Source organism: Lentzea sp. (assembly GCF_035525475.1).
Classification (GTDB): domain Bacteria; phylum Actinomycetota; class Actinomycetes; order Mycobacteriales; family Pseudonocardiaceae; genus Lentzea.
Genome location: NZ_DATLEC010000149.1, coordinates 50,979 through 71,211 on the forward strand (window position 1 = coordinate 50,979; position 20,233 = coordinate 71,211).

Consider the following 20,233-nt stretch of genomic DNA (forward strand, 5'->3'; position numbering starts at 1 on the left):
GGCGGCACGCGCCGGTGAGGCGAGGTCGCGTGACGGGGACCTCCGTGCACGACCTTACGATTGCGCCGCTCAACGCGTGTCGAGGGCGCGTGGGCGTCGTGACAGGGGAGGTGCCGTGCGCACGGGTTCTGGTGCCGTGCCGGCTGGTCCGTCGCTGCGGCGGTGGTCGGTGTGGATCTCGATGGCGCTGGTCGCGGTGTTGCTGGGGGCGACCCTGGCGGTGCTGCTGGCCATCGGTGAGCTGTCGCGGGCCCGGTCGCGGTTGCTGGACATGGTCGGGCCCGCGGTGGTCAGCGCGCAGCAGCTGGGTGCCGATCTGGTCGACCAGGAGAACGGCGTCCGGGGCTACGTGCTCAGCCGCAGCGACGACTTCCTCGAGCCCTACCAGAACGGGTTCGGGCGGCAGAGCGCCGCTCGTGCCACCGTCGCGGCCCTGCGGACGCCGGAGGTCGCGGAGAACCTCAGCGCGCTGGACGCGGCGATGAACGACTGGCGGAGCCAGTACGCCGACCCCACCATCGCCGCGGTGAAGGCGGGCGTCCCGGCTCCGAACGAGGCGGTCGGCAAGCAGCGGTTCGACGTGGTGCGCGCGGCCCTGTCGGCGTTGCAGGAGGACCTGGAGGTCGAGCGCGCCGCGGGACGGGCCGCGCTCAACGACTCGGCGACCAGGATGGCGGTCACCTGCATCGTCGCGCTGGGCATGCTGCTGGTGGCGGTGCTGGGGTCGGTGGCGGCGGTGCTCCTCCACATCGTCGGGCCGTTGAGCCGGCTGCGGCAGCACGTCGGACTGGTGGCCGGCGGCGACTTCGCGCACACCGTCACCGCCACCGGGCCGTCCGAGCTGCGGGAGCTGGGGCGCGACGTCGACGTCATGCGCACCCGGATCGTCGAGGAGCTGGGCCGGGCGCAGGAGCGCAACGCCGCCCTGGACGCCGCCACGGCCGAGCTGCGGCGGTCCAACGCGGAGCTCGAGCAGTTCGCCTACGTCGCCTCCCACGATTTGCAGGAACCCCTGCGCAAGGTCGCGAGCTTCTGCCAGCTGCTGGAACGGCGCTACCGCGGCCAGCTCGACGAGCGGGCCACGCAGTACATCGACTTCGCGGTCGACGGCGCGAAGCGGATGCAGCTGCTCATCAACGACCTGCTCGCGTTCAGCCGGGTGGGCCGGCACCGCGAGAAGCACGTGGTGGTGTCCGCGGATGAGCTGGTCGACGAGGCCCGCCGGAACCTGGCCCAGGCGTTGGAGGACTCCGGCGCACAGGTGGAGGTGGGCGACCTGCCCCCGGTCCGCGGTGAGGTCCGGCTGCTCACGGCGGTGTTCCAGAACCTCATCGGCAATGCCGTGAAGTTCCGCGCCGAACAGCCTCCGCACGTGCGGGTCGACGCCGAGACCGGCGACGACGGCATGTGGGAGTTCTCCGTGCGGGACAACGGCATCGGCATCGGGGAGCAGTACGCCGAACGGATCTTCGTCATCTTCCAGCGCCTGCACTCCAAGGACCGGTACTCCGGTACCGGGATCGGGCTGGCGATGTGCCGCAAGATCGTCGAGTACCACGGCGGCCGGATCTGGCTCGACACCGCGATCACGAGCGGGACCACCATCCGCTTCACCTTGCCGGGGGCGGACGCGGAGATCCCGGCGTCGGACGGCTGAGCGTGGGACCCGCCGGGACGGGTCCCGCGTTCACAGCGTCACTTCGTGGCGATCTTGTCCCCCGGCTTGATCAGGTCCGGGTTGGTGAGGAAGCGGGCGTTCTTGGCCACCAGGGCCTGCCAGCCGCCCTCGACGTGGAGCGCCTCGGCGATCTCGCTGAGCGTGTCACCGGGCTTGATCTCGTAGTCGCCGTCCGGGTTGCTCGTGGACGGGGCGGCCATCGGGACCACCGGCAGCGCGCGCGGCACGACCTTGCCCGTGGCGGGGACGTGCCTCACGCGGGACGGCTGCGGGCTCACGCCGGAACGTCGCCCGCACGTCGGCCAGGCGCCCAGGCCCTGGGTGGCCAGAACGCTCTCCGCGACGCGGATCTGCTCCTCGCGGGAGGCCTGGTCCGCGCGGCCGGCACCGCCGTGCGCCCGCCAGGTCGACGGGCTGAACTGCAGTCCGCCGTAGTAGCCGTTGCCTGTGTTGATCGACCAGTTGCCGCCGCTCTCGCATTGGGCGATGCGGTCCCAGTCGACCGACGGCGCGGCGGAGGCGAGTGCACCGCCCGTCGCGAGGAGCGCGGCCGTGGAGACGGCGATGAGCAGGGCGCGGATGGTGGCGATGCCACGGAGATGGCGCATGGTCCTTTTCTCGCCCCGTCGCGCTCTCGCCTGCAGCAGCGCCTGTCCGACGGGGACTTGATCCCGTGTCAAGGGTGAGGGCCCGCCGCTGGACAGGTGAGCGCACGGCGTGCCCTGGTGGTGCGGCGACCTCGCGGCCGCTGAGCAGGACCGTAAGAAGCCCGCGCCGCCTCCGCACGACCGGAGGCGGGCAAGACCACTCGATCGGTGGCTATCCGCGTCCTCGATGTTTCGGCATCAAAAAACGCCGTCGGCAGAAGGCCGGGAGCAGCGATGTCGATCAACGGCAGGCCGGGGGCCTGCCAGGCCCGCACGGCACAAAGGCCTGGTGGAAGCATGTCCAGCGAGCGCACTCGAGGCGGTGGTCATTCCGGTGAGCCGTCATGGGAGTAGGGCGTGCTCACGCCGTCGTAGGCCAGGTGCGTCACCATGCCGTTGGCCCGGTGCCGGAAGTTGTGGCAGTGGCCCATCCAGATGCCGGGGGTTGTCGGCCGTGAAGGCGACCTCGAACACCTCGCCGGGCGCCACGTTGAGGGTGTCCGTCCACCACGGACTCCCCGTCGCGGGCACACCGTCGCGCGTCAGGACGCGAACCCGGTGGCCGTGCAGGTGCATGGGGTGGTTGGTCAGGCTGCTGACGTAACCGATCCGCCCCTGGCCGAAGCCGAACCCTGCGGAACAAGGCGAAGTTCCAGCGCACGCTCGCCGACGACCTCACCCGCGTGCTCGGCCTGCTCGGGGACGGCGTGATCACCCCGCGGATCGCGGCGGAGATCCCGCTGACCGAGGCCGCGTCGGCCCTCGCGCTCGCCGAGTCCCGCACGGTCGCGGGCAAGGTCGTCATCGTGCCGTGAGCTCAGAGCTCGGTGTTGATGATGGCCTCCACCAGCACCTCGCCGTCGCCGGTCAGCGCGATCCCGTCCGGTTCGACCGTCACGAGCCCGCGCTCGGCCAGCGAGGCGAACTTCTCCCGCCACGGGCTTTCGTGCAGTGACGTGCCGTAGAGCGAGCGGTGCAGGTCCTCGCGGACCGGCCGCAGCGTCGACAGGGCCATCTTGACCGCCCTGGCCTCCTGGGCGTGGGCGTCGAACCCGGTGGCGGACCCCAGCGGGATGCGGCCCTCCTCGACGGCCTGGGAGTAGTTCTTCCAGTTCACGTCGGTGATCGCCTCGGAGGCGCGGCAGCTGGAGCTGCCGCCCAGGCCGATCGCCACCTCGGCCTCCTGCTTGTCCTGGTCCACCATGATGGACTTCCACTTCTCCGGTCCCAGGCCGTCGCGGGCGAAGTACATCGTGGGGTGCTCGGTGTAGCCGGCGGCGCGCAGGCCGTCGGTCAGGATCTCGCGCATCCGGTACTGCTCCTGCAGGGTCGGCCAGAAGTGGCCGTTCCGCACGAGCTTCTCGCGGTACTCCGGCAGCTGCCACGGCGCGGGCCGCTCCCCCGCCACGCCGGTCCTGGTCTCGGCGTAGGACTTCAGGTGCAGCTTGGTGCACACCACCGCGGTGATCTCGTTCTCCAGCACCACGTCGAGGTCGCGCCGGACGCTGTCCGACGTCTGGTCCAGCAGCCCGTACATCAGGTCGATGCTGATCCACTCGAACCCGGCGGCCTGCGCGTTGCGCACGAAGTCGACGCACATCTGCGACGAGTGCTCGCGGCCGCACTCCCGCAGCACGTCGTCGTCGAACGACTGCACGCCGCTGGACAGCTTGGTGCAGCCCAGTTCCCGCAGCGCCTCGAGCTTGGGCACGGTGAACGTGCTCGGGTCGCCCTCGAACCGGATCGTGGTGTCCTCGGTGAACCCGAAGTTCTCGCGGTAGAAGTCGAGCAGGCGCCGGATCTGCTTCTCCGGCAGCAACGATGGCGTGCCGCCGAAGACGTTGAACTCACCGACGGGAGCGGTGGCCAGCTCCGGGACGCGCCGCAGCCACAGCTCGGCCTCCCGGATGTTCCAGTCCACCCACCGCGTCAGCTTCTCCTCGGCCTGACCGCCCTTGACGAGCACGACCGGGTACTGGCAGAAGCGGCACTTGTAGGCGCACGTGGGGATGTACGACCACAGGTGGATCGGAGCGGTGCCGACGAGCTGGTCGCTCAGGTCGTCGAGGAAGTCCTCCACGCCATAGCCGGGAACGTTGCCGGGGAAGACGTGCGCCCCGAACGGGTCCTCGGTGACGTAGTCGAGCAGGTGCGCGTTGGCGGGGTCCTGCAACGCGGGCCACACCCTGGGCTCTGTCAGAACGCGATCCATCAGAACACGCCTCCATTGCCGAAGTAGTTGTGCGCCTCCCCCGATTCGCGGTCCTCGCAGTAGTACTTCACGAACTCCGCGAACCGGTCCTCCGGCACGTCGTCGAAGCACTCCGGCAACGGCGGCGGGTAGCCGATGTCCTCGCCGGCCGCGGCGCGCAGCCGCGCGAAGATCTCGTCCCGGAACTCGAGGTACAGCCGGTAGGACGGCGTCTTGTAGGAGTGGATCGGGAGGAAGTCGACGACGCTCATCTCGGCCTTGATCTCCGCGATGCGCTCCCCCAGCCGGTGGGCCAGGTCCTCGCCGAAGAACTCGGCCACCGCGTCGTCGTCCAGGAAGGACGGTGTGAGCAGGACGGGCAGGATGGTGTTCTTCGGCGTGAAGTCCTTGATGGAGAACTCCCACGCCTGCAACGCCTCGGCCTCGGTGAGGTCGACCGTCCGAGGCGGGGCCTCCGGCCTGATGTCGCGCATGACGATGATGCCGTCGTTGCCGTAGGCACGACCGGTGATCACCTCGTCGAGCGCGTGGTTGACGCGGCGGGGGTTGATCTCGACCTTGGACAGCGGCGCGTAGGTGATGTCGTACCCGGACCCGCGGACCTTGATGCCGAAGTCCCAGTCGTCGGACAGGTGGTTGACGAACTTCCCGTTCCGCAGCTGGTAGAAGATCTCGATCCCGCCGACGCGCTCGTACGCCTCGCGCTCCACCGCGAAACCCTTGCCGTCCGGGAAGCCGCCGAACAACGAGAACGTCACCGCCCGGCAGCGCAACGTGCGCTGGATCGCGTCCCAGAGCCGTGGCCTGTCGACGAAGTGCTCGGCGTTGTAGTAGTAGTCGCACACACCGATCGCGGCCTTGTCCTTCTCCATCGCCGTGAACAGCTCGGTGAGCCATCGGCGGTCCACCTTGCAGTCCGCGTCGGCGGACACCAGGTAGAAGCGCTCGCCGGGGTCCTTGCGGTTGCGGCTGCGCTGCGCGGCGAACTCCATGCCGGTCCTGCGCGCACACGCGACACCCTGCTCGCGTTCGCTGATCACGTGCACGGCGACCTGCGACCGTTCGGCGAACCGGCGGGCGAGCTCGACCGTGTCGTCCGTGGAGTTGTTGTCCACCAGGACGATCTCGTACACGTCGTGACCGATGTCGTCCTGGTCGTGCAACGACCGCAGCACGTCCTCGATGTTCGCGGCCTCGTCGAACACCGGCAGCACCACGCTGATCCGCACGTCCTCGCCCATCGGCGGCGGGAACAACGTGCTCACCAGCTCCTCCGCCGCCGCACGGGTGTCCGTGCCGAGCCGTTGGTTGTGCGCCACCACTTCCGCCCGCCTCTCCGCGTTCGTCATGAGTTCCAGGACCTGTCCGGCGAACTCCGGTGTCGGCAGGTCGTGCTCGGTGATGTCCAGCACCGGTGCCTCGAAACCCGCGTACACCGTGTCGTACAGGGCATATCTGCTCGCGATGTACGGAACGCCCGCCGCGATCGCCTCGCCGATCGGGTTTCCGTAGCTCTCGTAGTCGTACGACGTCAGGAACGACGCGATGTCGGCGTGCGCCAGCAGGTCGCGCACCGAGAACCCGTCCCCGGCCGACTCGCACGGTTCGAGCACACCACCGAACACGACGGGCACCTGGAGCTCGTCGGCGAGAGCGCGGAGCCTCGCGGTCTCCTCCGGGTTCTCCCCGGTGTCGCCCGCGATGAACAGGCAGGTCCCCGGCAGCAGCGCGAGGAGGTACAGGTCCCGGTCGATGCGCTTCTGCGGGATGATCCTGGTGGACCTGGCGATGATCCTCGCGTGCGGCGGAACGCCGAAGTGCTCGCGGAAGTCCGGGCGTCCCGGGCGGCTGGGCGGTGTGAACGTGTTCGGCAGGACGTCGAGGTTGCGCAGGTGCGGCATCCACTCCAGCGTCCGCCGCTTCGCTTCCTCGTGCAGCGCGAAGTAGTGGATGTGCGGCGAGTTCACCATCGGAGGCGTTGCCGGGTAGGGAAAACTGCCGTACTTGTCCGGTTCGCTCTGCCACATCAGGTCGTGGTCGCGCCACATCACGTACCGGCCGAGGCCGTGTGTCGTGCCGTAGACCTCGATCGCCCGGTACAACGCTCTGGTGTAGACGACGTTCTCCGGCAGAGTGCCGTTCTCGACCATCACGAGCGTGACGCCGCGGTCCTCCCAGGTCCGCACGATCGCGCCGGCGAGCTCCTCGACGAGGCGATCGGCGTGCACGACCTGGTCCCGCCGCACGGCCTCCAGGGTCGACGCCACGAACTCCTGGTCGTACCCGGTGATGTCCGAGATGCCGTCGACGCGGTCGAGAGTGATCCACTCCGGCACGCGTTCGTGCTGGTAGGACTGGAAGAAACGGCCCTTGTCGGCCTTGATGTCGTACCCGAGGTCGAGGTGAACCCCGAAACCCCGCCCCGCGAACGACTTCGCGATCTTGATGAACTCCACCACGACACCGGACATCGCTGTGGCGTCGAACGAGACACCCCAAAGGACGGGCACGGGCCGCTCCACTCCGAGTGGCTTTACTCTCAGCCGAACGTAGCATGAAAGCGCTCTCTGAGCGGTTCGCGTCTCAATCGGTGCGATCAGTCCACTCAGGACTTGCGCGGACGCGGGCGGATCCGGCCGGTGCGAGCGGCCTGGCGCAGCATCAGAGCGGTGGCGACGGAGCAGACCAGCAGCGCCATCAGACTTGCTTCGGGACCGAACGTGCCACCGGTGAGCACCGTCGGACCGTCGAGGCCCAGGTGCAGCAACCCGTTCGGCACGTCGTCCGACCCGGACACAGCGATGCCGAAGATGCCTGCGTGGGTGAAGTTCCAGGCGAAGTGCAGGCCGATCGGGAACCACAGCGACCGGGTCATGACGAAGGCGGAGGCCAGCATCGCGCCGCCGGTGAGGCCGATCGACAACGCGCCCCACAGCGTGGCGTTGACGTTGACGATGTGCGTCATGCCGAACAGCAACGACGACACGACCAGCGCGATCACGGTCCCGGTCCGCTCCTCCAGGACGCGGAAGAGCACCCCGCGGAACAGCACCTCCTCCAAGGTCGCGACGCTCGCCATCATCCCCACGAGCCCCAGCGCGCCGAAGAACGAGCCCCACGACAGGCCGTTCCACCCGCCGAACATCCCGATGACCAGCAGCATGGCGCAGAACAGCCCGAACCCGAGCAGCGCGCCCCTGCCCAGCCCCGCCGAGCGGCCCCGCGGCCCGACCTCGAGCACGGTGTCGCGCATCTCGACGTACTGCGACAACCGGCGGTAGCAGACGACACCGGCCGCGGCCAGCCCCAGGCCGATCGGCAGCGCGAGCAGGGGCAGCGGCGCGACGAGCGTGTCGATCCCGACGACCGCCAGCATCACGGCGAACAGCGTGACGAACAGGACCGGGAACCGGAACCGGCGCAACCGCCGCCTGCGCTCGGGCGACTCGACGGGCGACCGGTCCGGGAAAGCACTCTGCTCCATGACTCCGACTTCCTGGCTGTCTGCGGGGAAACCTGGCCCCGCAGACGTTAGGGAGCTTTTCGGGCCAAAGAATCCCACCGCAGCGGACACCGCCGAGTAGCTCTCACGGGGGACACGCTCAGTCGTCGGCCTCGGTTTCGGGCATCGCCACCAGGCTGACCAGCCGGCGGGTGCGGCCGGGCCCTGGCTCGCCACCGGTACGGGCGGTGATCGACGCGCGGAGCTCGGCCAGCAGTGCCGCGTGCTCCTCGTCGGTCAGCCACAACGACGCCCGCTGGTACGTCACGCCGTCTGCCGCCGGATCGGCCGGTCGGCCCTCGACGTACTGACCGAAGTCCGCCAGCAGGCTGCCGGTGAACGCCGTGAAGGCGCGCAGGTGGTCGTCGGGGGTCATCGCGGCGCGGTCGGCCCGTCGAGCTGGGCGCCGTCCACGCCATGTGGCTCGGCGGTCACGAAAGCCCGGCAGCGGTCGTCCTGCTCGCCGGCTACGCCCGTCCCGGCAAGGAAGCCCTGTTCTGGCAGGCCTCGCAGGTGGCGGGCACGCTCCCCCGCGCCGTCCGCCTCCTGCTCCCGCTCCTGCGCCGCATCGCCCTCCGGCAGCTCGCAGCGCTGGAAGGCACCACCACCGACGTGGCCCGCGTGGGGGGAACGAAGATCAACGCCCGCTGGTGGCGCGAGCAGCTGACCCACGACCCGCGCGTCGACCTGCCCGGCATCACCGCCCCGGTCCTGGCGATCACCGGTGACAAGGACCTCCAGGTCGACGCCGCCGACCTGGAGGTCATCGCGTCACTCGTCCCCGGCGCCGAGACCCGGTGCGTGCCGGGACTGACCCACCTGCTGCGCGTCGACCCCGGCTCGCCCAAGCTGACGTCCTACAGCCGGTTGCCGCGCCGGCCGGTGGATCCCGGCCTGCTGACCGAGGTGGCCCGTTGGCTGGCACAACGGCTTCGTTGAGGCGTCAGAGGGCTTTCAGGTCGATGTAGTCGGCGATCGCCTGCTGGCCTGCGATGTTGGCGTGGACGCCGTCACCGGTGTCGTAGGGCGGAAAGATGCTGTTGGGCTTCGTCGGATCGGCCAGGACCTGGTCGAAGTCCGTGAGGGACGCGCAGGTGCCGGAGCAGTCGCTGCCCTTGCGCACGAACGAGTTCACGGCGTGGCGGTCGATGTTGTTCTGGTCGGAGTAGCCGGGGCGGGGCGTGATCGGCGTGACGTGGACGGCCACACCGGCGGCACGGAGACGGGCGAAGACCGTGCGGTAACTGGCGATGATGTCCGCGAACGAACAGCCGTTCACCAGGTCGTTGGTGCCGTAGTAGTAGATGACGTCGGTGACGCCGTGCAGGGCGAGGACGTCACGCTCCAGCCGGGACACCGCGTCCAGGCCCTGGATACCGGGCGAGTTCCCGGGACAGACGGCGCTCGTGGTGCCGCTGATGCCCGCGTTGGCGACGGTCAGCTGGGCACCGGCGGGCAGTCCGGCGGCGATCCGCCGGGCCAGCACGTCGGTCCAGCGCTTGTTGGTGCCCAGCTCGGTGCAGCCAGGGCCGCAGTTGGTGCTGCCCACGCCGTCCACGACCGAGCTGCCGAACGGGACGACGGCGCCTTTCAGCCGTGGGTTGAAGACGTCCACGGCGGTGACGACGTAGGTGGACTGGATCTTCTGCGGGTAGGCCTCACCCTGCGCCGCGGTCTGGTCGCCCGCGCCCGGAGCGGTCAGGTAGTTGTCCCGGAACGCCGAGTCGTGGCGGCCCGGCACCGCCTCACCCGCCACGTGCATGCTGACGGCCAGGTCGGTGCCGGCACCGGTCGTCAGCGGGACCTCGTCGCTCCACGTCGACGTGCCGGGCCGCAGCGTCACGGCGCGGCGGCCGCCGAACGTCAGGTCGCGCACGTCCGACACCGCCGCGTCGCCCCGGCTCAGGGCGACGGTCGTGTGGTCCAGGGTCAGGGGCTGCGTGCCGAACGTGTTCTGGACGCGGATCCTGACGGCGCTGCCGCCCTGGCTCAGGTGGGTGATCATGCGCATCGACTGGTCGCGCACGGCAGGGCCGAGGTTCTGCTGCGACTGGGCCCAGGAGGTGAACCAGGCGGGTCTGCCGGCTTCGGCCGCCGGGGTGAGCAGAGCGGCCACGACGAGGACCGTGGGTGTCAGGGTGCGCCAGCGATTCGTCATGTCCCAGCACGCTAGGGGTGACGCGAAAACGGCGTCAACGACGTGACCGGTTCCTGTCCAGTGGGTTCGGGAAGTCGACATACCGGCTCGCCGCGCCCTCCGCGCGCGTCCAGCGCAGCAGCAGGTTCGCCTTCGCGGGCACGAACTGGCTCTCCAGCAACGACGTCACCAGCTCCTGCTCGCCGTGATCACGGGTGTAGGCGAGGAACACCGCCCGCGCCTCTGCCCAGACGTCCAGTCCGGGGTGCCGGTCCAGCACCGCACCGGCGATCTCGACGAGGTGGTTCACGACGAGGCAGTACTGCAGCCGCTCCCAGCCCTTGGCCTCGGACACGCCCCTCGCTCCACCTGAACCGTCCACAGAGGACAAGAGGTCGGCGTGGCGCGGCAACAGCCGCATGCCCTCGGGATCGCGGAAGATCGCCTGCACGGGCATCCCGGCGGAGTCCACTCCCACCAGGACGTTCTGCAGGTGGCACTCCATCACGACGCCGTGCGCGAAGAACGCGTGCAGCACCGGGGGAACGACGACCGAGACGTACTGCCGGAACCACCGGAGCGCTTGCGGGGAATCGAGGCGGTCCAACGGGTTTCCGTCGAATCCCTCGCTGATCCCGGCCGCCAGCAACGGGGTCACGCCGGGCAGCGCGTGCTGCCGGATGCCGTCCCGCACCACGACGGCGAGCCCCTCGAAGTGCGAAGGGGACGTCCGGTAGCCGCGGTCGATCAGGAACGCGGTGCCGGGACACGCGGCCGAGATGTCCGCGAACACCGGTCTCAACAGACGTGCGAGCGGCGGGATCCACCGCAGGTCGTACTCCCACAACCGGCGCACGTCGTTGGTGATCCGCACGTCGAGGCTGAACTTGTAGAACAGGTCGGCGGCCGGGTCGTACACCGTGCGCACCGACGACGTCGGCCACACCTCGTGATCGGCCACGGCACCTTCGACGCCGAGCAACGAGAGCTGCCACGGATGCGCGGGCAGGACCCCTTCCGGCAACGGCACGTCACCGTCGTCGACGAACGTCCCTTCCAGGTGCGCCAACGAGAACCGCGCGTGCACCTCGGGTGCGTACGGCAGCCACTCCGCCGCGGGAACGCCGCCGCGGCCCTTCGGCGCGGGGTGGTAGCGGTGCCCGGCGACCAACGCCTGCTCGGAGCGCTGGTAGAGGTCGGACGGCGGGGCGGGGCGGGCGCGCAGGACGGCCGCGACGGCCGACCGGGACTCCGAGACCTCGTCGAGGAACCCGGCCGGTGGATCACCCAGCTCCTCGCCGACGAGCGCCACGAGCTCGCGCCAGGACAGGGGCTGCCACGTCCCGGTGAACACCTCGGGGTCCGACGGCCAGCGCTCCTCGCGCACCCGCAGCACCACGCCGGTGCGCGGCAGGCGGAGCGTTCCGCCCGGCCCCTGCTCCGCCACCTCGCGACTCACGCAGTTCAGCAGCGCGGTCGTGGTGATGCCGTCGGGGTCAGTGATCGCTTCCACCGGTGTCCGCTTCCCTGAAGGCGATGTGTCAGGATCTGATCATTCTGACGCACACGCCGATCGAATCCGAGTTCGCCGCCGCGCTGACGGGTGAGCGTGCTGAGAGATTTCTCGCAGCATTGCCGGGAGCCCGCGCGGCTGTTCTCGCGCGCCTTCGCCGTGCATTCGCGATCGAGCCGTTGCCGCAGGTCAGCGTCGATCCGGACGAGTTCCTCCACCCCGTCGACCTCCTCACCGCGCTGAACTGGCCCCTTGCGGAGAACCTCGTCGCCGAGGTCGCGCACAGCGTGGCCGGACTGGCGCTGTCCCGCACCACGAGCCCGCTCTCGACGCCATTTCCCGAACGGTCGCTGGAAGAGCACGAGCAAAGCGTCGTCGACGGTCATCCGCTGCACCCGTGCTGCCGCAACCGCACCGGATTCACCGCCCGGGACCACCTCGCGTACGGGCCGGAGCACCGGCCGGTGGTCGCGTTGCGCCTGCACCCCGCGAAGGACCACGTCGTGTTCGGCGACTGGCCCGCGGAGCTCACCGACGGCGACAGGATCCTGCTGCCGGTGCACCCGTGGCAGGCCGATCACCTGGACGTGCCGAGCGCCGGAACCCTGGACGCGAGCCCTCTCATGGCGCTGCGGACCCTGTCGGCCGGTCCCTGGCACGTGAAGACCACGCTGAGCGCGCAGATCACGTCGGCCGTGCGGGACATCTCCGCCGGCTCGATCGCCACGGCCACCACGGTGTCCGACTTCCTCGCCGGTGTCGTCGAGGGCATCGAGCTGCAACCCAATCGAGCGTCGGCCGCGGTCCTCACGAACGGCGAACCGGACCGCCGGCTGGGCGTAATCCTGCGCGACAAACCCGTGCCACGTGAAGGTGAGACCCTCCTGCCGCTGGCCGCGCTGCGCCTGTCACCGCCGGACGACCCGGTCGCGTGGCTCGGGGAGTTCGCGGAGCTGACCGTGCCGCCGTTGATGACCCTGCTCGCCCGTGGCGTGGCACTGGAGGCCCACGAGCAGAATCTGCTGGTGGGCCTGGTGAACGGCAGGCCGGGCCGGGTGGTCTACCGCGACCTCGCCGACATCAGGGTCAGCCCGCGCGCGGACCTGCCGTCACGACTGCACGCCGGCCCGGAAGCGTTGCGCGCCAAGACGTTCGCCACGTTCTTCGCGACCGCGATGACCGGTCTGGTCAGCGCTCTGGACGCACCGGACGCCGAGCTGTGGGAGGTCGTGGCGAAGGCCGTCCCGGACACACCCGACCGGCACGCGTTGCTGCACGACCCGTTGCCGGCGAAGCCGCTCACGTTGATGCGGCTGGATCCCGCGACCACGGCGTGGGCTCATCTGCCGAACCCGTTCAGGCCTTGAGACACCGGGGTCACGCGAAGAGGCCCGCCAGCCCCTGCCGGGAGTTGATCTCGAGCTTGCGGTAGGCGGCGGCGAGATGGCTTTCGACCGTGCGCACCGAGACCACCAGCCGTTCGGCGATCGCCCTGTCGGTCAGGCCCGTTGCCGCGTGCCGCACGACCTCCAGCTCCCGCCGGGTGAGGCCGAGCGCCTGCTCACGACCCGCCTCCGCCAGTGCGGTGAACTTCGCGGCCTCCTCGTGCAGCCCCGCCTCGCGGTGCGCCTGCGCCGCACCCGCGAGATCGGCCCGCGACCGCGAGGCGCGGGCGCAGATCCCGATCGCGCGAGCCCTGGTGTCCGGCGCCTCGAAACTCCGGTCGCCGAGCAGGCGCACGGCTTCGGCGGCGGCGCCGTGCTCCGCCGCCGAGGCGAGGTAGAAGACCATGCAGCGCAACGATCCCGCGTCGGCGGCCTCGCGTGCGGCGACGAGGTACAGGCCGGCCGCCGGTTCGCGGCGCGCGACCGCGACCGCCGCGGACACCCAGGTGGCGAGGCCGGGCAGCACGGCCACCTCGTCCGGCCTCTCCTCACCCACGTGCCCGGCCAGCGCCTGGGTGACGACGAGACTGGCGGTCACCTCCGACCTGAACACCCCCCTGCCGCTGCTCTCCGCCGCGTGCACCTCGCGGAGCCTCGCCAGGCCGGGAGCACCGCTGTCCGGCCCGAGCAGGCGCGCGACCGCGCGGGCGAGTCCCCGGTAGTACGGCGGCACGCCGGACGCGCTGGTCAACTCGGTCATCGCCTCGGCGGCGGCTCCCGGCCGGTCCGCCATCACCAGAGCCGCGGCGCGGACCAGGGTCGCTCTGGCCCACGCGGTCCTCGGCGGGTCACCCGCGAGGACCTCGTCGGCGCGGACCAGCGCATCGGCGGGACGGGCGGAGAACAACAGCGCCACCGCGGCCGCGGAGTCCAGGTCGGCGTGGAACCGCCGGGGCGCCGCGGCGTTGTCGAGGAGTTCGACGGCCGCCGCAGGTCTCCGGTCGCACCAGATGGTCAGCGAGGCCCGGGCGAGCAGCACGGCGATCCGGTCATCCTCGTCACGAACGCGTTGGGCCGCAAGGCGCTGCGCTTGCCACGCCTCCGCAGGCGAACCGGACTCGGCGTGCGCGTCGGCCAGGACGAGCGCCGCCACCGGCCCCGGATCCGTTGCCAGGGCGCGGTCGGCGAGCTGGACGGCGAGCTTCGGTTGGTCCAGCAGCACTTCCCGCGCCGCCGCGACGAACCGGTCCGCCTCGGTGACGCTCGAGTCGAGCAGCAGGTGCGGGCGGGGATCGAGGGCGAACAACCGGTCCGCGAGCCGGCGTCGGCGCGACGGCGTGAGATGCGGTGCCGCGGCCGCCGCCAGCATCGGGTGCGCGAGCCGGACGGCCCCCGCCGCGCCCTCGACCAGGCCGCGTTCCTCGATCTCGGCGAACCCCTCCGCCGACGCGGCCTCGACCAGCACGTCCACCGGCACCGGTGCCGCGAGCACGAGCGCGCACAACGCCTCGACGCCCGCCACCGACAGGCCGGTGACCGGCTGGACCGCGACGGGCGGGACATCGGTGTCACCGCGCCACATCCAGACGCCACCGGTCGCGGTGAGATGGCCGTGCACCAGGCCGTGGTGCACGAGTTCGGTCAGGTCGCGGCCGTTGCCCCGGCTCCACCGCCAGAGCAGGTCGGCGGTGCGGGGCGCGACCTCGCCGCCGAGTCCCTCCGCCAGTGCGCCGGCGGTGGTCTCGCGGCTGAACGGCATGAGCGGCAGCTCGTCCAGGAACCCGTCCTTGGCCAGCGCGAGCACCGCGTCCGGACCGCTCGCCCGAGCCGTGACGACCAGGCGGGTGAACGTGGGGGCCAGTGCGAGCAGGGTGGTCGCGGAGGCCTCGTCGAGCAGGTGCGCGTCGTCCACGACCAGCAGCGATCGCGGGCCGAGCCGTCTGCGCAGCGCGGTGAGCACCGTGGACGGGTGCAGGCCTGCCAGGTCGTCCGGCATCAGCGCGCTGAACGCGCCGAACGGGATGGACCGGCTCGTCTCCGTCGCGACGACCCAGTGCGTCTCCATGCCGGACAGCTCGGCCACGGCCCGCGCGAACCACGTCCTGCCGACGCCCGGTTCGCCGGTGACGAGCACGCCGCGGGCGCCGACGGTCCTCAGGGCGAAGGCGATCTGCGGCTCTCGCCACCGCCTGCCCGAGGTGTCGTCGGCCTTCGGGCAGCTGCGCACGCCGACATCCGCAGGGGTCATGGGCGAGATGGTGACAGCCGTGCGGACGGGTGGCGAGTGAATTCACCGCCACCCGTCCGTCCACTGTGGATGGGCTAAATCGCCTAGTTAGCGCAGATCTGCCAGTTGTTCAGGCCCCACGAGCCGGTGGTGTTGTCGTCGTCCTCCAGAGCGCCGACGGAGACCTCCTCGCCGAGGACGTTGCCCGGCAGCACGGACAGCATGTGCGCCTGGCCGAGCGACCCGGTCAGGTCGAACATGGGCCCGAGCACCTTCGTGCCCGCCGGGCACTTCAGCGTGGTGATCTTGCCGGACGAGGTGATCGGGCCGACCTTGTTGACGATCTGCCAGCCCGCGGGCTGGAACGCGCAGACCGCGTAGGCGTCGACGAACCAGTTGCTCGCCGTGCCCGCCTTGCCCTCGAAGGCCTTCGTGAAGACCTGCGTGCTGCTCGGCAGCAGCTCGTCGACCACGACGTCACCCAGCGCCCCGCTGACCTGGAACCCGCCTCCGATGACGACCTTGCCCGGCGAGCAGGTGGCGACCGCGGGCTTCTCGAACTCCGACCCGGTGTTCACGCTGCGGCCGGTCTTGATCTCGTAGCCGGCCGGCGGCGTGGAGCACACCGCGAAGACCGTGATGCCCCAGTTCTTCGCCGTGCCGTCGGCGTCCTCGTAGGCCGTGCCGGTGACGGACGTGCTGCCCGTGATGAGCTCGTCCATGACGACCGACCCGTCGTTGCCGACCCCGGTCGCCGTGGAGAAGCCGCCTCCCGTGACGACCATGCCCGCCGGACACGTCGCGGTCGCGCTCTTGGGCTCGGTCGAGTCGATCCCGCTCACGGCCTTCACGTGCACCGTCGTGACCGCGGCCTGGGCCGTCGCCGTCGTGGTCAGCATCGCGGCCACCATGAGACCGGTGCCGACCAGGGCGGTGAGTTTCCGCATCTGAATCCCCCTCGCGTTCGGAATGTGACCCCGACATTCCAGCCGCGAGAGGGGGGAGCGGACATCCGTGGAGCGGTACTGAGATTTCACGGAGGCGGTACGGAGACGCCTTCGCCGGACACGGCGAAGAGGCCGGACCACTCGGTGGCCCGGCCTTCGCGTCGTGAGGGTGTCAGGCCCTCCAGCGCCGGGACGCGTGGACCACTTCGCCGACCGCGCGGGCGAGGCTTCCGTCGGCGTCGACGTGCGCCTCGTACTCGGCAGGAAGCGGCTTGGCCACCTCGGGCGGTGCCTCGTACATGTCGCTGTCGTCGAGACGCAGCCTGCGCGCGGCCTTCACGAACGCGACCGCCGCACCCAGCAGCAGCACCCCGACCACGGCCGGCCACAGGACCGACTCCGCGACCGCGATGGCGAACTGGACCTGGGCCACCACGACGAACACCACAGTCAGCCCGACCACCGACCACGGGGCCGATCTGCCGTCGTGTCTGCGCTTGGCGGCACCGGTTGCCCCCATTGGCGTCACCTCCACCGATGTTGCCTGGACATCGGCGATTGATCGCAAGGAGTTACACCGCTGAGAGTACTAGCCATTCGTTTGGTTGCTGACCGTCATCGCCCGACGGCCTCCCACCAGCGCCGAACGGCACGTGCGCCGCTGCGGGATTCACCCGGTGGTGTGATCATCGACGGGTGTCCGCCCAGCACGCGGGAGACCCCGCCACCTTCGCCGCCGACGTCCTCGACGAGGGTCCGGCCGAGCTCGAGCACGAACCGGGGGTGGCGTCCAGGCGCCCGACCAAGACGTCGGCGGGGGGCGCGCTGATCCGCGACTCCGCCGGACGCGTGCTGTTCGTGGTGCCCACCTACAAGGCCGTGCTCGACATCCCCGGCGGCATGACCGAGGACGACGAGTCCCCGAAGGCGGCCGCGCTGCGCGAGATCCGCGAGGAGCTCGGCCTGGACGTCCCGCTCGGACGGTTGCTCGTCGTGGACTGGACGCCCCGCAACGGGGTGTGGCGCGACTGCCACCAGTTCGTGTTCGACGGTGGCGTCGTGGACGGTGCGGTGGCGTGCGATCCCGAGCTGGAGGGCGTGCTCTACCTGACGCTCGACGAGGCCCGGCCGAGGATCTACCCGTCGCTGCACCGCAGGCTCACCCTCGCCGTCGCCGCGCTGGAGAGCGGCACCACGCGGTACGCCGAGTTCGGGCGGGAGGTCTGATGCGGATCGTCTCGCTGCTCCCGGCCGCGACCGACGTCGTCGCCGAGCCGGGGCTGGCCGAGACGTGGGTGGTGGACGGACCGTCCTGCTTCACCCGCCCCGGCCCGCGGGTCGTGCGCGGCGTCGAGGTCCTCGCCCACGTGCTGCACGGCGTCGGACCGGCCCCTGACCAGGGCGAGGCCGTTAAGCTCGCGCCATGGACCTGAGCGCGTTCCCCCGAGTGGCACTGGGCAGCTGGCCGACCCCGCTCGACGACGCCCCGAGGCTCGCCGCCGCGCTCGGCGGCCCTCCGATCCTGATCAAGCGCGACGACGTCAACGGCCTCGGCGCGGGCGGCAACAAGCTGCGCAAGCTCGAGTTCCTGCTCGGCCAGGCCCTGGAGCAGGGCGCGGACACGATCATCACGTTCGGCGCGCTGCAGACCAACCACGGCCGCCAGACCGCGGCGGCGTGCGCGAAGCTGGGCCTGCGCTGCGAGCTCGTGCTCACGGCGAAGGTGCCGATGGAGGGCGACGCGTACGAGCGCTCCGGCAACATCGTGCTGGACCACATGTTCGGCGCGAACGTGCACGTCTGCGCGGACGCCGAGGAGAGCGCGGCGGCCTACGAGAAGGTCAACCACGACAAGGCCGTCACGCTGCCCACCGGCGGCTCGAACGGCCTGGGAACCCTCGGTTACGTCGCGGCCGCCGCGGAACTGGTCGGGCAGCTGCACGAGCGCGGCATCGACAACGCGCTGGTCGTCGTGCCGGACGGCAGCGGCGCCACGGCGGCGGGAATGGCGCTGGGCACCGAACTGCTGGGCTGGCCCGGCACGGTCCACGCGGTGAGCGTCTCCCACCCCGCGGCCGAAGCGGAGCAGGTGCTGCGCTCCCTGGGCGCGGAGGCCGCCGGGCTCCTCGGCGAACCGGCGCCGGAGCTCGGCCACGTCACCGTCACCGACGACACCGTCGGCCCGGGCTACGGCGTGCCGACACCGGAGATGTGGAGCGTGCTGAAGCTGTTCGCGGAGACCGAGGGCGTGGTCCTGGACCCGGTGTACACGGGCAAGACCGCCGTGAAGTTCCGCGAGATCGCCGCGGTCGGCGAGGTACCGATCGTGTTCCTCCACACGGGTGGTCTTCCCGGCTTCTACGGCTACGCCCCCGAAGCCGTCGCGCGGTTCGGTCCCGCGTGATCAGTACCCTGGTGTGGTGACCGACCTGGCCGACGACCTGAGCCTGCTCCGCGACCTCGAACGGCGTCTGCTCGTCTACAAGTTCGCGATCGAGGAGCTGATGACGAAGCTCCGCATCCTCAGCGAGGAGTTCGACTCGGTCCACCGGCACGACCCGATCGAGCACATCACCAGCCGCGTGAAGAAGGCGGAAGGCATCCTGGAGAAGCTGCGGCGCAAGGGTTTTCCACTCGACCTCGACGCGATCGGCGTCGTGCTGGACGACATCGCGGGCGTGCGGGTCATCTGCCCGTTCGTGTCGGACGTCTACCGCGTCTCGGCGATGCTCGCGCGCCAGCACGACGTGGAGATCCTGCACACCAAGGACTACATCGCCACCCCGAAGCCGAACGGGTACCGCAGCCTGCACCTCATCGTGCGGATCCCGGTGTTCCTGTCGGACCGGGTGGAGCACGTGAAGGTCGAGGTGCAGCTGCGCACCATCGCGATGGACTTCTGGGCGACGCTGGAGCACAAGCTGTTCTACAAGTACGACGACAGCCCGCCCGCGGACTTCGTGGACGAGCTGATGTCGTCGGCGATGATCGCGGCGCAGCTGGACGAGCGGATGGAGTCGTTGCACCGGCGAATCCACTCCGACGAGCACTGATCCAGCCGCGCCGGACTCGCTACGGCTTGGTGATCTCCAACTGCAGCTCCGTCACCCAGTCCGCGGGATCCCCCTCCCCGTAGTTCAGGTACACCTCCCGCGCGAACCCGTTCTGCTTGTACCCGTGCGCCTCGATCCACGCCGCGACGGCCTGGTACGTCACGTCGACGTCGTCCATCGACCCGCGGTGCACGACGGTCGCCGCCTCGGCCAGCGCGGGCAGGTCGACCACCTCGAACTCGAAGCTCGCGGAAGGTTCGACGGCGACGGTCACGCCGGCGTGCACGACCACCTCGTCACCGGGAGCCGGTTCGTAGGTGGCGATGCCGTGGCCGGACGGGGTGACGCCCGCGCGGCCCAGCCGTTCGAAGAGCTGCGGGTACAGCGGCTGGATGACCGGGCCGATGTCCTCGGGCCCGTAGGAGGCGGCGGTGGCGCTCAGGCGGGCGACGCGGACAGCGGGCACGGCCTTCACAACGATCTCGTCGGTGGGCATGGCGCCCTCCCTTTCAATGGCGCGGAGACGTGCCTCGACCCGGCGCAACCGCGACTCGTCCGCGAGGATCTGCTGCCGCAGCTCGGCCCGCCGCAACGACAACATGCCGTGCAGCTGCTCGACGGACAGCTTCTCGTCGAGCACGACGCGCACCTGGTCGAGCGTCAGGCCGAGGTCCTTCAGGGCGATCAGGCGGTTGAGCCGGTGCAGCTGGGACGCGGTGTAGAAGCGGTAGCCGGTCGCCGGGTCGACGTGGGCGGGAAGGAGCAACCCGACCGCGTCGTAATGGCGCAGCATCCGCACCGACACGCGCCCCAGCTGGGCGAAATCTCCGATGGTGAACATGACCGTTCCTGTGTAAGGGCTGACACGGTGTGAGAGTCAAGAAATGATGGCTTGAGCAACGTCCCGGGTGCGCATCCCGCGATGTTGACGA

The 20,233-nt window shown here is 70.5% G+C and carries 20 protein-coding genes and 1 pseudogene; 8 read left to right on the forward strand and 13 right to left on the reverse strand.

Features of this window, described 5'->3' with window-relative positions; genetic code table 11:
• Positions 1-181: 181 nt before the first annotated feature.
• Entirely contained in the window at positions 182-1,657 is a 1,476-nt protein-coding gene (locus VM306_RS24620; protein WP_414672445.1) for a sensor histidine kinase, read from the forward strand.
• Positions 1,658-1,695: 38 nt separating this feature from the next.
• On the opposite strand, the gene VM306_RS24625 is transcribed toward VM306_RS24620, so the two are convergent.
• The 3 genes and pseudogenes from VM306_RS24625 to VM306_RS41435 form a co-directional block, all read right to left on the reverse strand.
• The gene (locus VM306_RS24625; protein ID WP_325519084.1) at positions 1,696-2,286 is read right to left on the reverse strand and encodes a transglycosylase family protein; all 591 of its coding nucleotides are present in this window, start codon (positions 2,284-2,286) and stop codon (positions 1,696-1,698) included.
• A 365-nt stretch (positions 2,287-2,651) separates the two neighbouring features.
• Complete coding sequence (locus tag VM306_RS41430; protein ID WP_414672442.1) at positions 2,652-2,756, reverse strand: hypothetical protein; 105 nt, start codon at positions 2,754-2,756, stop codon at positions 2,652-2,654.
• 70 nt (positions 2,757-2,826) lie between these two features.
• Positions 2,827-2,901 (reverse strand): annotated as a pseudogene (locus VM306_RS41435) (hypothetical protein); the annotation flags it as partial.
• Between the two features lie 56 nt (positions 2,902-2,957).
• On the opposite strand from VM306_RS41435, the gene VM306_RS24630 reads away from it, so the two are divergent.
• Entirely contained in the window at positions 2,958-3,140 is a 183-nt protein-coding gene (locus VM306_RS24630) for a zinc-binding dehydrogenase (protein WP_325519191.1), read from the forward strand.
• Between the two features lie 2 nt (positions 3,141-3,142).
• Here VM306_RS24630 and VM306_RS24635 read toward each other — a convergent pair whose 3' ends face one another.
• The 4 genes from VM306_RS24635 to VM306_RS24650 form a co-directional block, all read right to left on the reverse strand.
• Positions 3,143-4,537, reverse strand: coding sequence for a radical SAM protein (locus VM306_RS24635; RefSeq protein ID WP_325519086.1), 1,395 nt, complete (start codon positions 4,535-4,537; stop codon positions 3,143-3,145).
• The gene (locus tag VM306_RS24640) at positions 4,537-7,047 is read right to left on the reverse strand and encodes a glycosyltransferase (protein ID WP_325519088.1); all 2,511 of its coding nucleotides are present in this window, start codon (positions 7,045-7,047) and stop codon (positions 4,537-4,539) included. The genes VM306_RS24635 and VM306_RS24640 overlap by 1 nt, the downstream gene beginning before the upstream one ends.
• A gap of 95 nt (positions 7,048-7,142) precedes the next feature.
• Positions 7,143-8,021: a CPBP family intramembrane glutamic endopeptidase gene (locus VM306_RS24645; protein WP_325519090.1), complete on the reverse strand. Its 879-nt coding sequence runs from the start codon at positions 8,019-8,021 to the stop codon at positions 7,143-7,145.
• 118 nt (positions 8,022-8,139) lie between these two features.
• Complete coding sequence (locus tag VM306_RS24650; RefSeq protein WP_325519092.1) at positions 8,140-8,415, reverse strand: hypothetical protein; 276 nt, start codon at positions 8,413-8,415, stop codon at positions 8,140-8,142.
• Positions 8,416-8,456: 41 nt separating this feature from the next.
• Here VM306_RS24650 and VM306_RS24655 point away from each other — a divergent pair, with 41 nt between their 5' ends.
• On the forward strand, positions 8,457-8,978 hold the full coding sequence (locus VM306_RS24655) for a hypothetical protein (protein WP_325519094.1): 522 nt from the start codon (positions 8,457-8,459) through the stop codon (positions 8,976-8,978).
• A gap of 4 nt (positions 8,979-8,982) precedes the next feature.
• Here VM306_RS24655 and VM306_RS24660 read toward each other — a convergent pair whose 3' ends face one another.
• Together VM306_RS24660 and VM306_RS24665 are read right to left on the reverse strand one after the other, a co-directional pair.
• Positions 8,983-10,197: a GDSL-type esterase/lipase family protein gene (locus VM306_RS24660; RefSeq protein ID WP_325519097.1), complete on the reverse strand. Its 1,215-nt coding sequence runs from the start codon at positions 10,195-10,197 to the stop codon at positions 8,983-8,985.
• A gap of 34 nt (positions 10,198-10,231) precedes the next feature.
• Positions 10,232-11,689: an IucA/IucC family protein gene (locus VM306_RS24665; protein ID WP_325519099.1), complete on the reverse strand. Its 1,458-nt coding sequence runs from the start codon at positions 11,687-11,689 to the stop codon at positions 10,232-10,234.
• A gap of 23 nt (positions 11,690-11,712) precedes the next feature.
• Between VM306_RS24665 and VM306_RS24670 the strand changes: the two genes are divergently transcribed.
• A complete protein-coding gene (locus VM306_RS24670) occupies positions 11,713-13,056 on the forward strand; it encodes an IucA/IucC family protein (RefSeq protein ID WP_325519101.1) in 1,344 nt (447 codons plus the stop codon).
• A 10-nt stretch (positions 13,057-13,066) separates the two neighbouring features.
• Here VM306_RS24670 and VM306_RS24675 read toward each other — a convergent pair whose 3' ends face one another.
• From VM306_RS24675 to VM306_RS24685, 3 genes are all read right to left on the reverse strand, one after another.
• Complete coding sequence (locus VM306_RS24675; RefSeq protein ID WP_325519103.1) at positions 13,067-15,322, reverse strand: LuxR C-terminal-related transcriptional regulator; 2,256 nt, start codon at positions 15,320-15,322, stop codon at positions 13,067-13,069.
• An 83-nt stretch (positions 15,323-15,405) separates the two neighbouring features.
• Positions 15,406-16,248 carry a hypothetical protein gene (locus tag VM306_RS24680; protein WP_325519105.1) on the reverse strand — a complete coding sequence of 281 codons (843 nt, stop codon included), beginning with the start codon at positions 16,246-16,248 and terminating at the stop codon, positions 15,406-15,408.
• 172 nt (positions 16,249-16,420) lie between these two features.
• Entirely contained in the window at positions 16,421-16,768 is a 348-nt protein-coding gene (locus VM306_RS24685; protein WP_325519107.1) for a hypothetical protein, read from the reverse strand.
• Between the two features lie 176 nt (positions 16,769-16,944).
• On the opposite strand from VM306_RS24685, the gene VM306_RS24690 reads away from it, so the two are divergent.
• Genes VM306_RS24690 through VM306_RS24705 form a run of 4 tightly spaced genes read left to right on the forward strand, consistent with a single transcriptional unit; the run spans position 16,945 to position 19,301 of the window.
• Entirely contained in the window at positions 16,945-17,475 is a 531-nt protein-coding gene (locus VM306_RS24690) for an NUDIX hydrolase (RefSeq protein ID WP_325519109.1), read from the forward strand.
• Positions 17,475-17,681, forward strand: coding sequence for a hypothetical protein (locus tag VM306_RS24695; RefSeq protein ID WP_325519111.1), 207 nt, complete (start codon positions 17,475-17,477; stop codon positions 17,679-17,681). The genes VM306_RS24690 and VM306_RS24695 overlap by 1 nt, the downstream gene beginning before the upstream one ends.
• Positions 17,672-18,652: a D-cysteine desulfhydrase family protein gene (locus VM306_RS24700; protein ID WP_325519113.1), complete on the forward strand. Its 981-nt coding sequence runs from the start codon at positions 17,672-17,674 to the stop codon at positions 18,650-18,652. The genes VM306_RS24695 and VM306_RS24700 overlap by 10 nt, the downstream gene beginning before the upstream one ends.
• Positions 18,653-18,668: 16 nt before the next feature.
• Complete coding sequence (locus tag VM306_RS24705) at positions 18,669-19,301, forward strand: GTP pyrophosphokinase family protein (protein ID WP_325519114.1); 633 nt, start codon at positions 18,669-18,671, stop codon at positions 19,299-19,301.
• Between the two features lie 19 nt (positions 19,302-19,320).
• Here the strand turns inward: VM306_RS24705 and VM306_RS24710 are convergent, their stop codons facing one another.
• Entirely contained in the window at positions 19,321-20,142 is an 822-nt protein-coding gene (locus tag VM306_RS24710; RefSeq protein ID WP_325519116.1) for a MerR family transcriptional regulator, read from the reverse strand.
• Between the last annotated feature and the right edge of the window lie 91 nt (positions 20,143-20,233).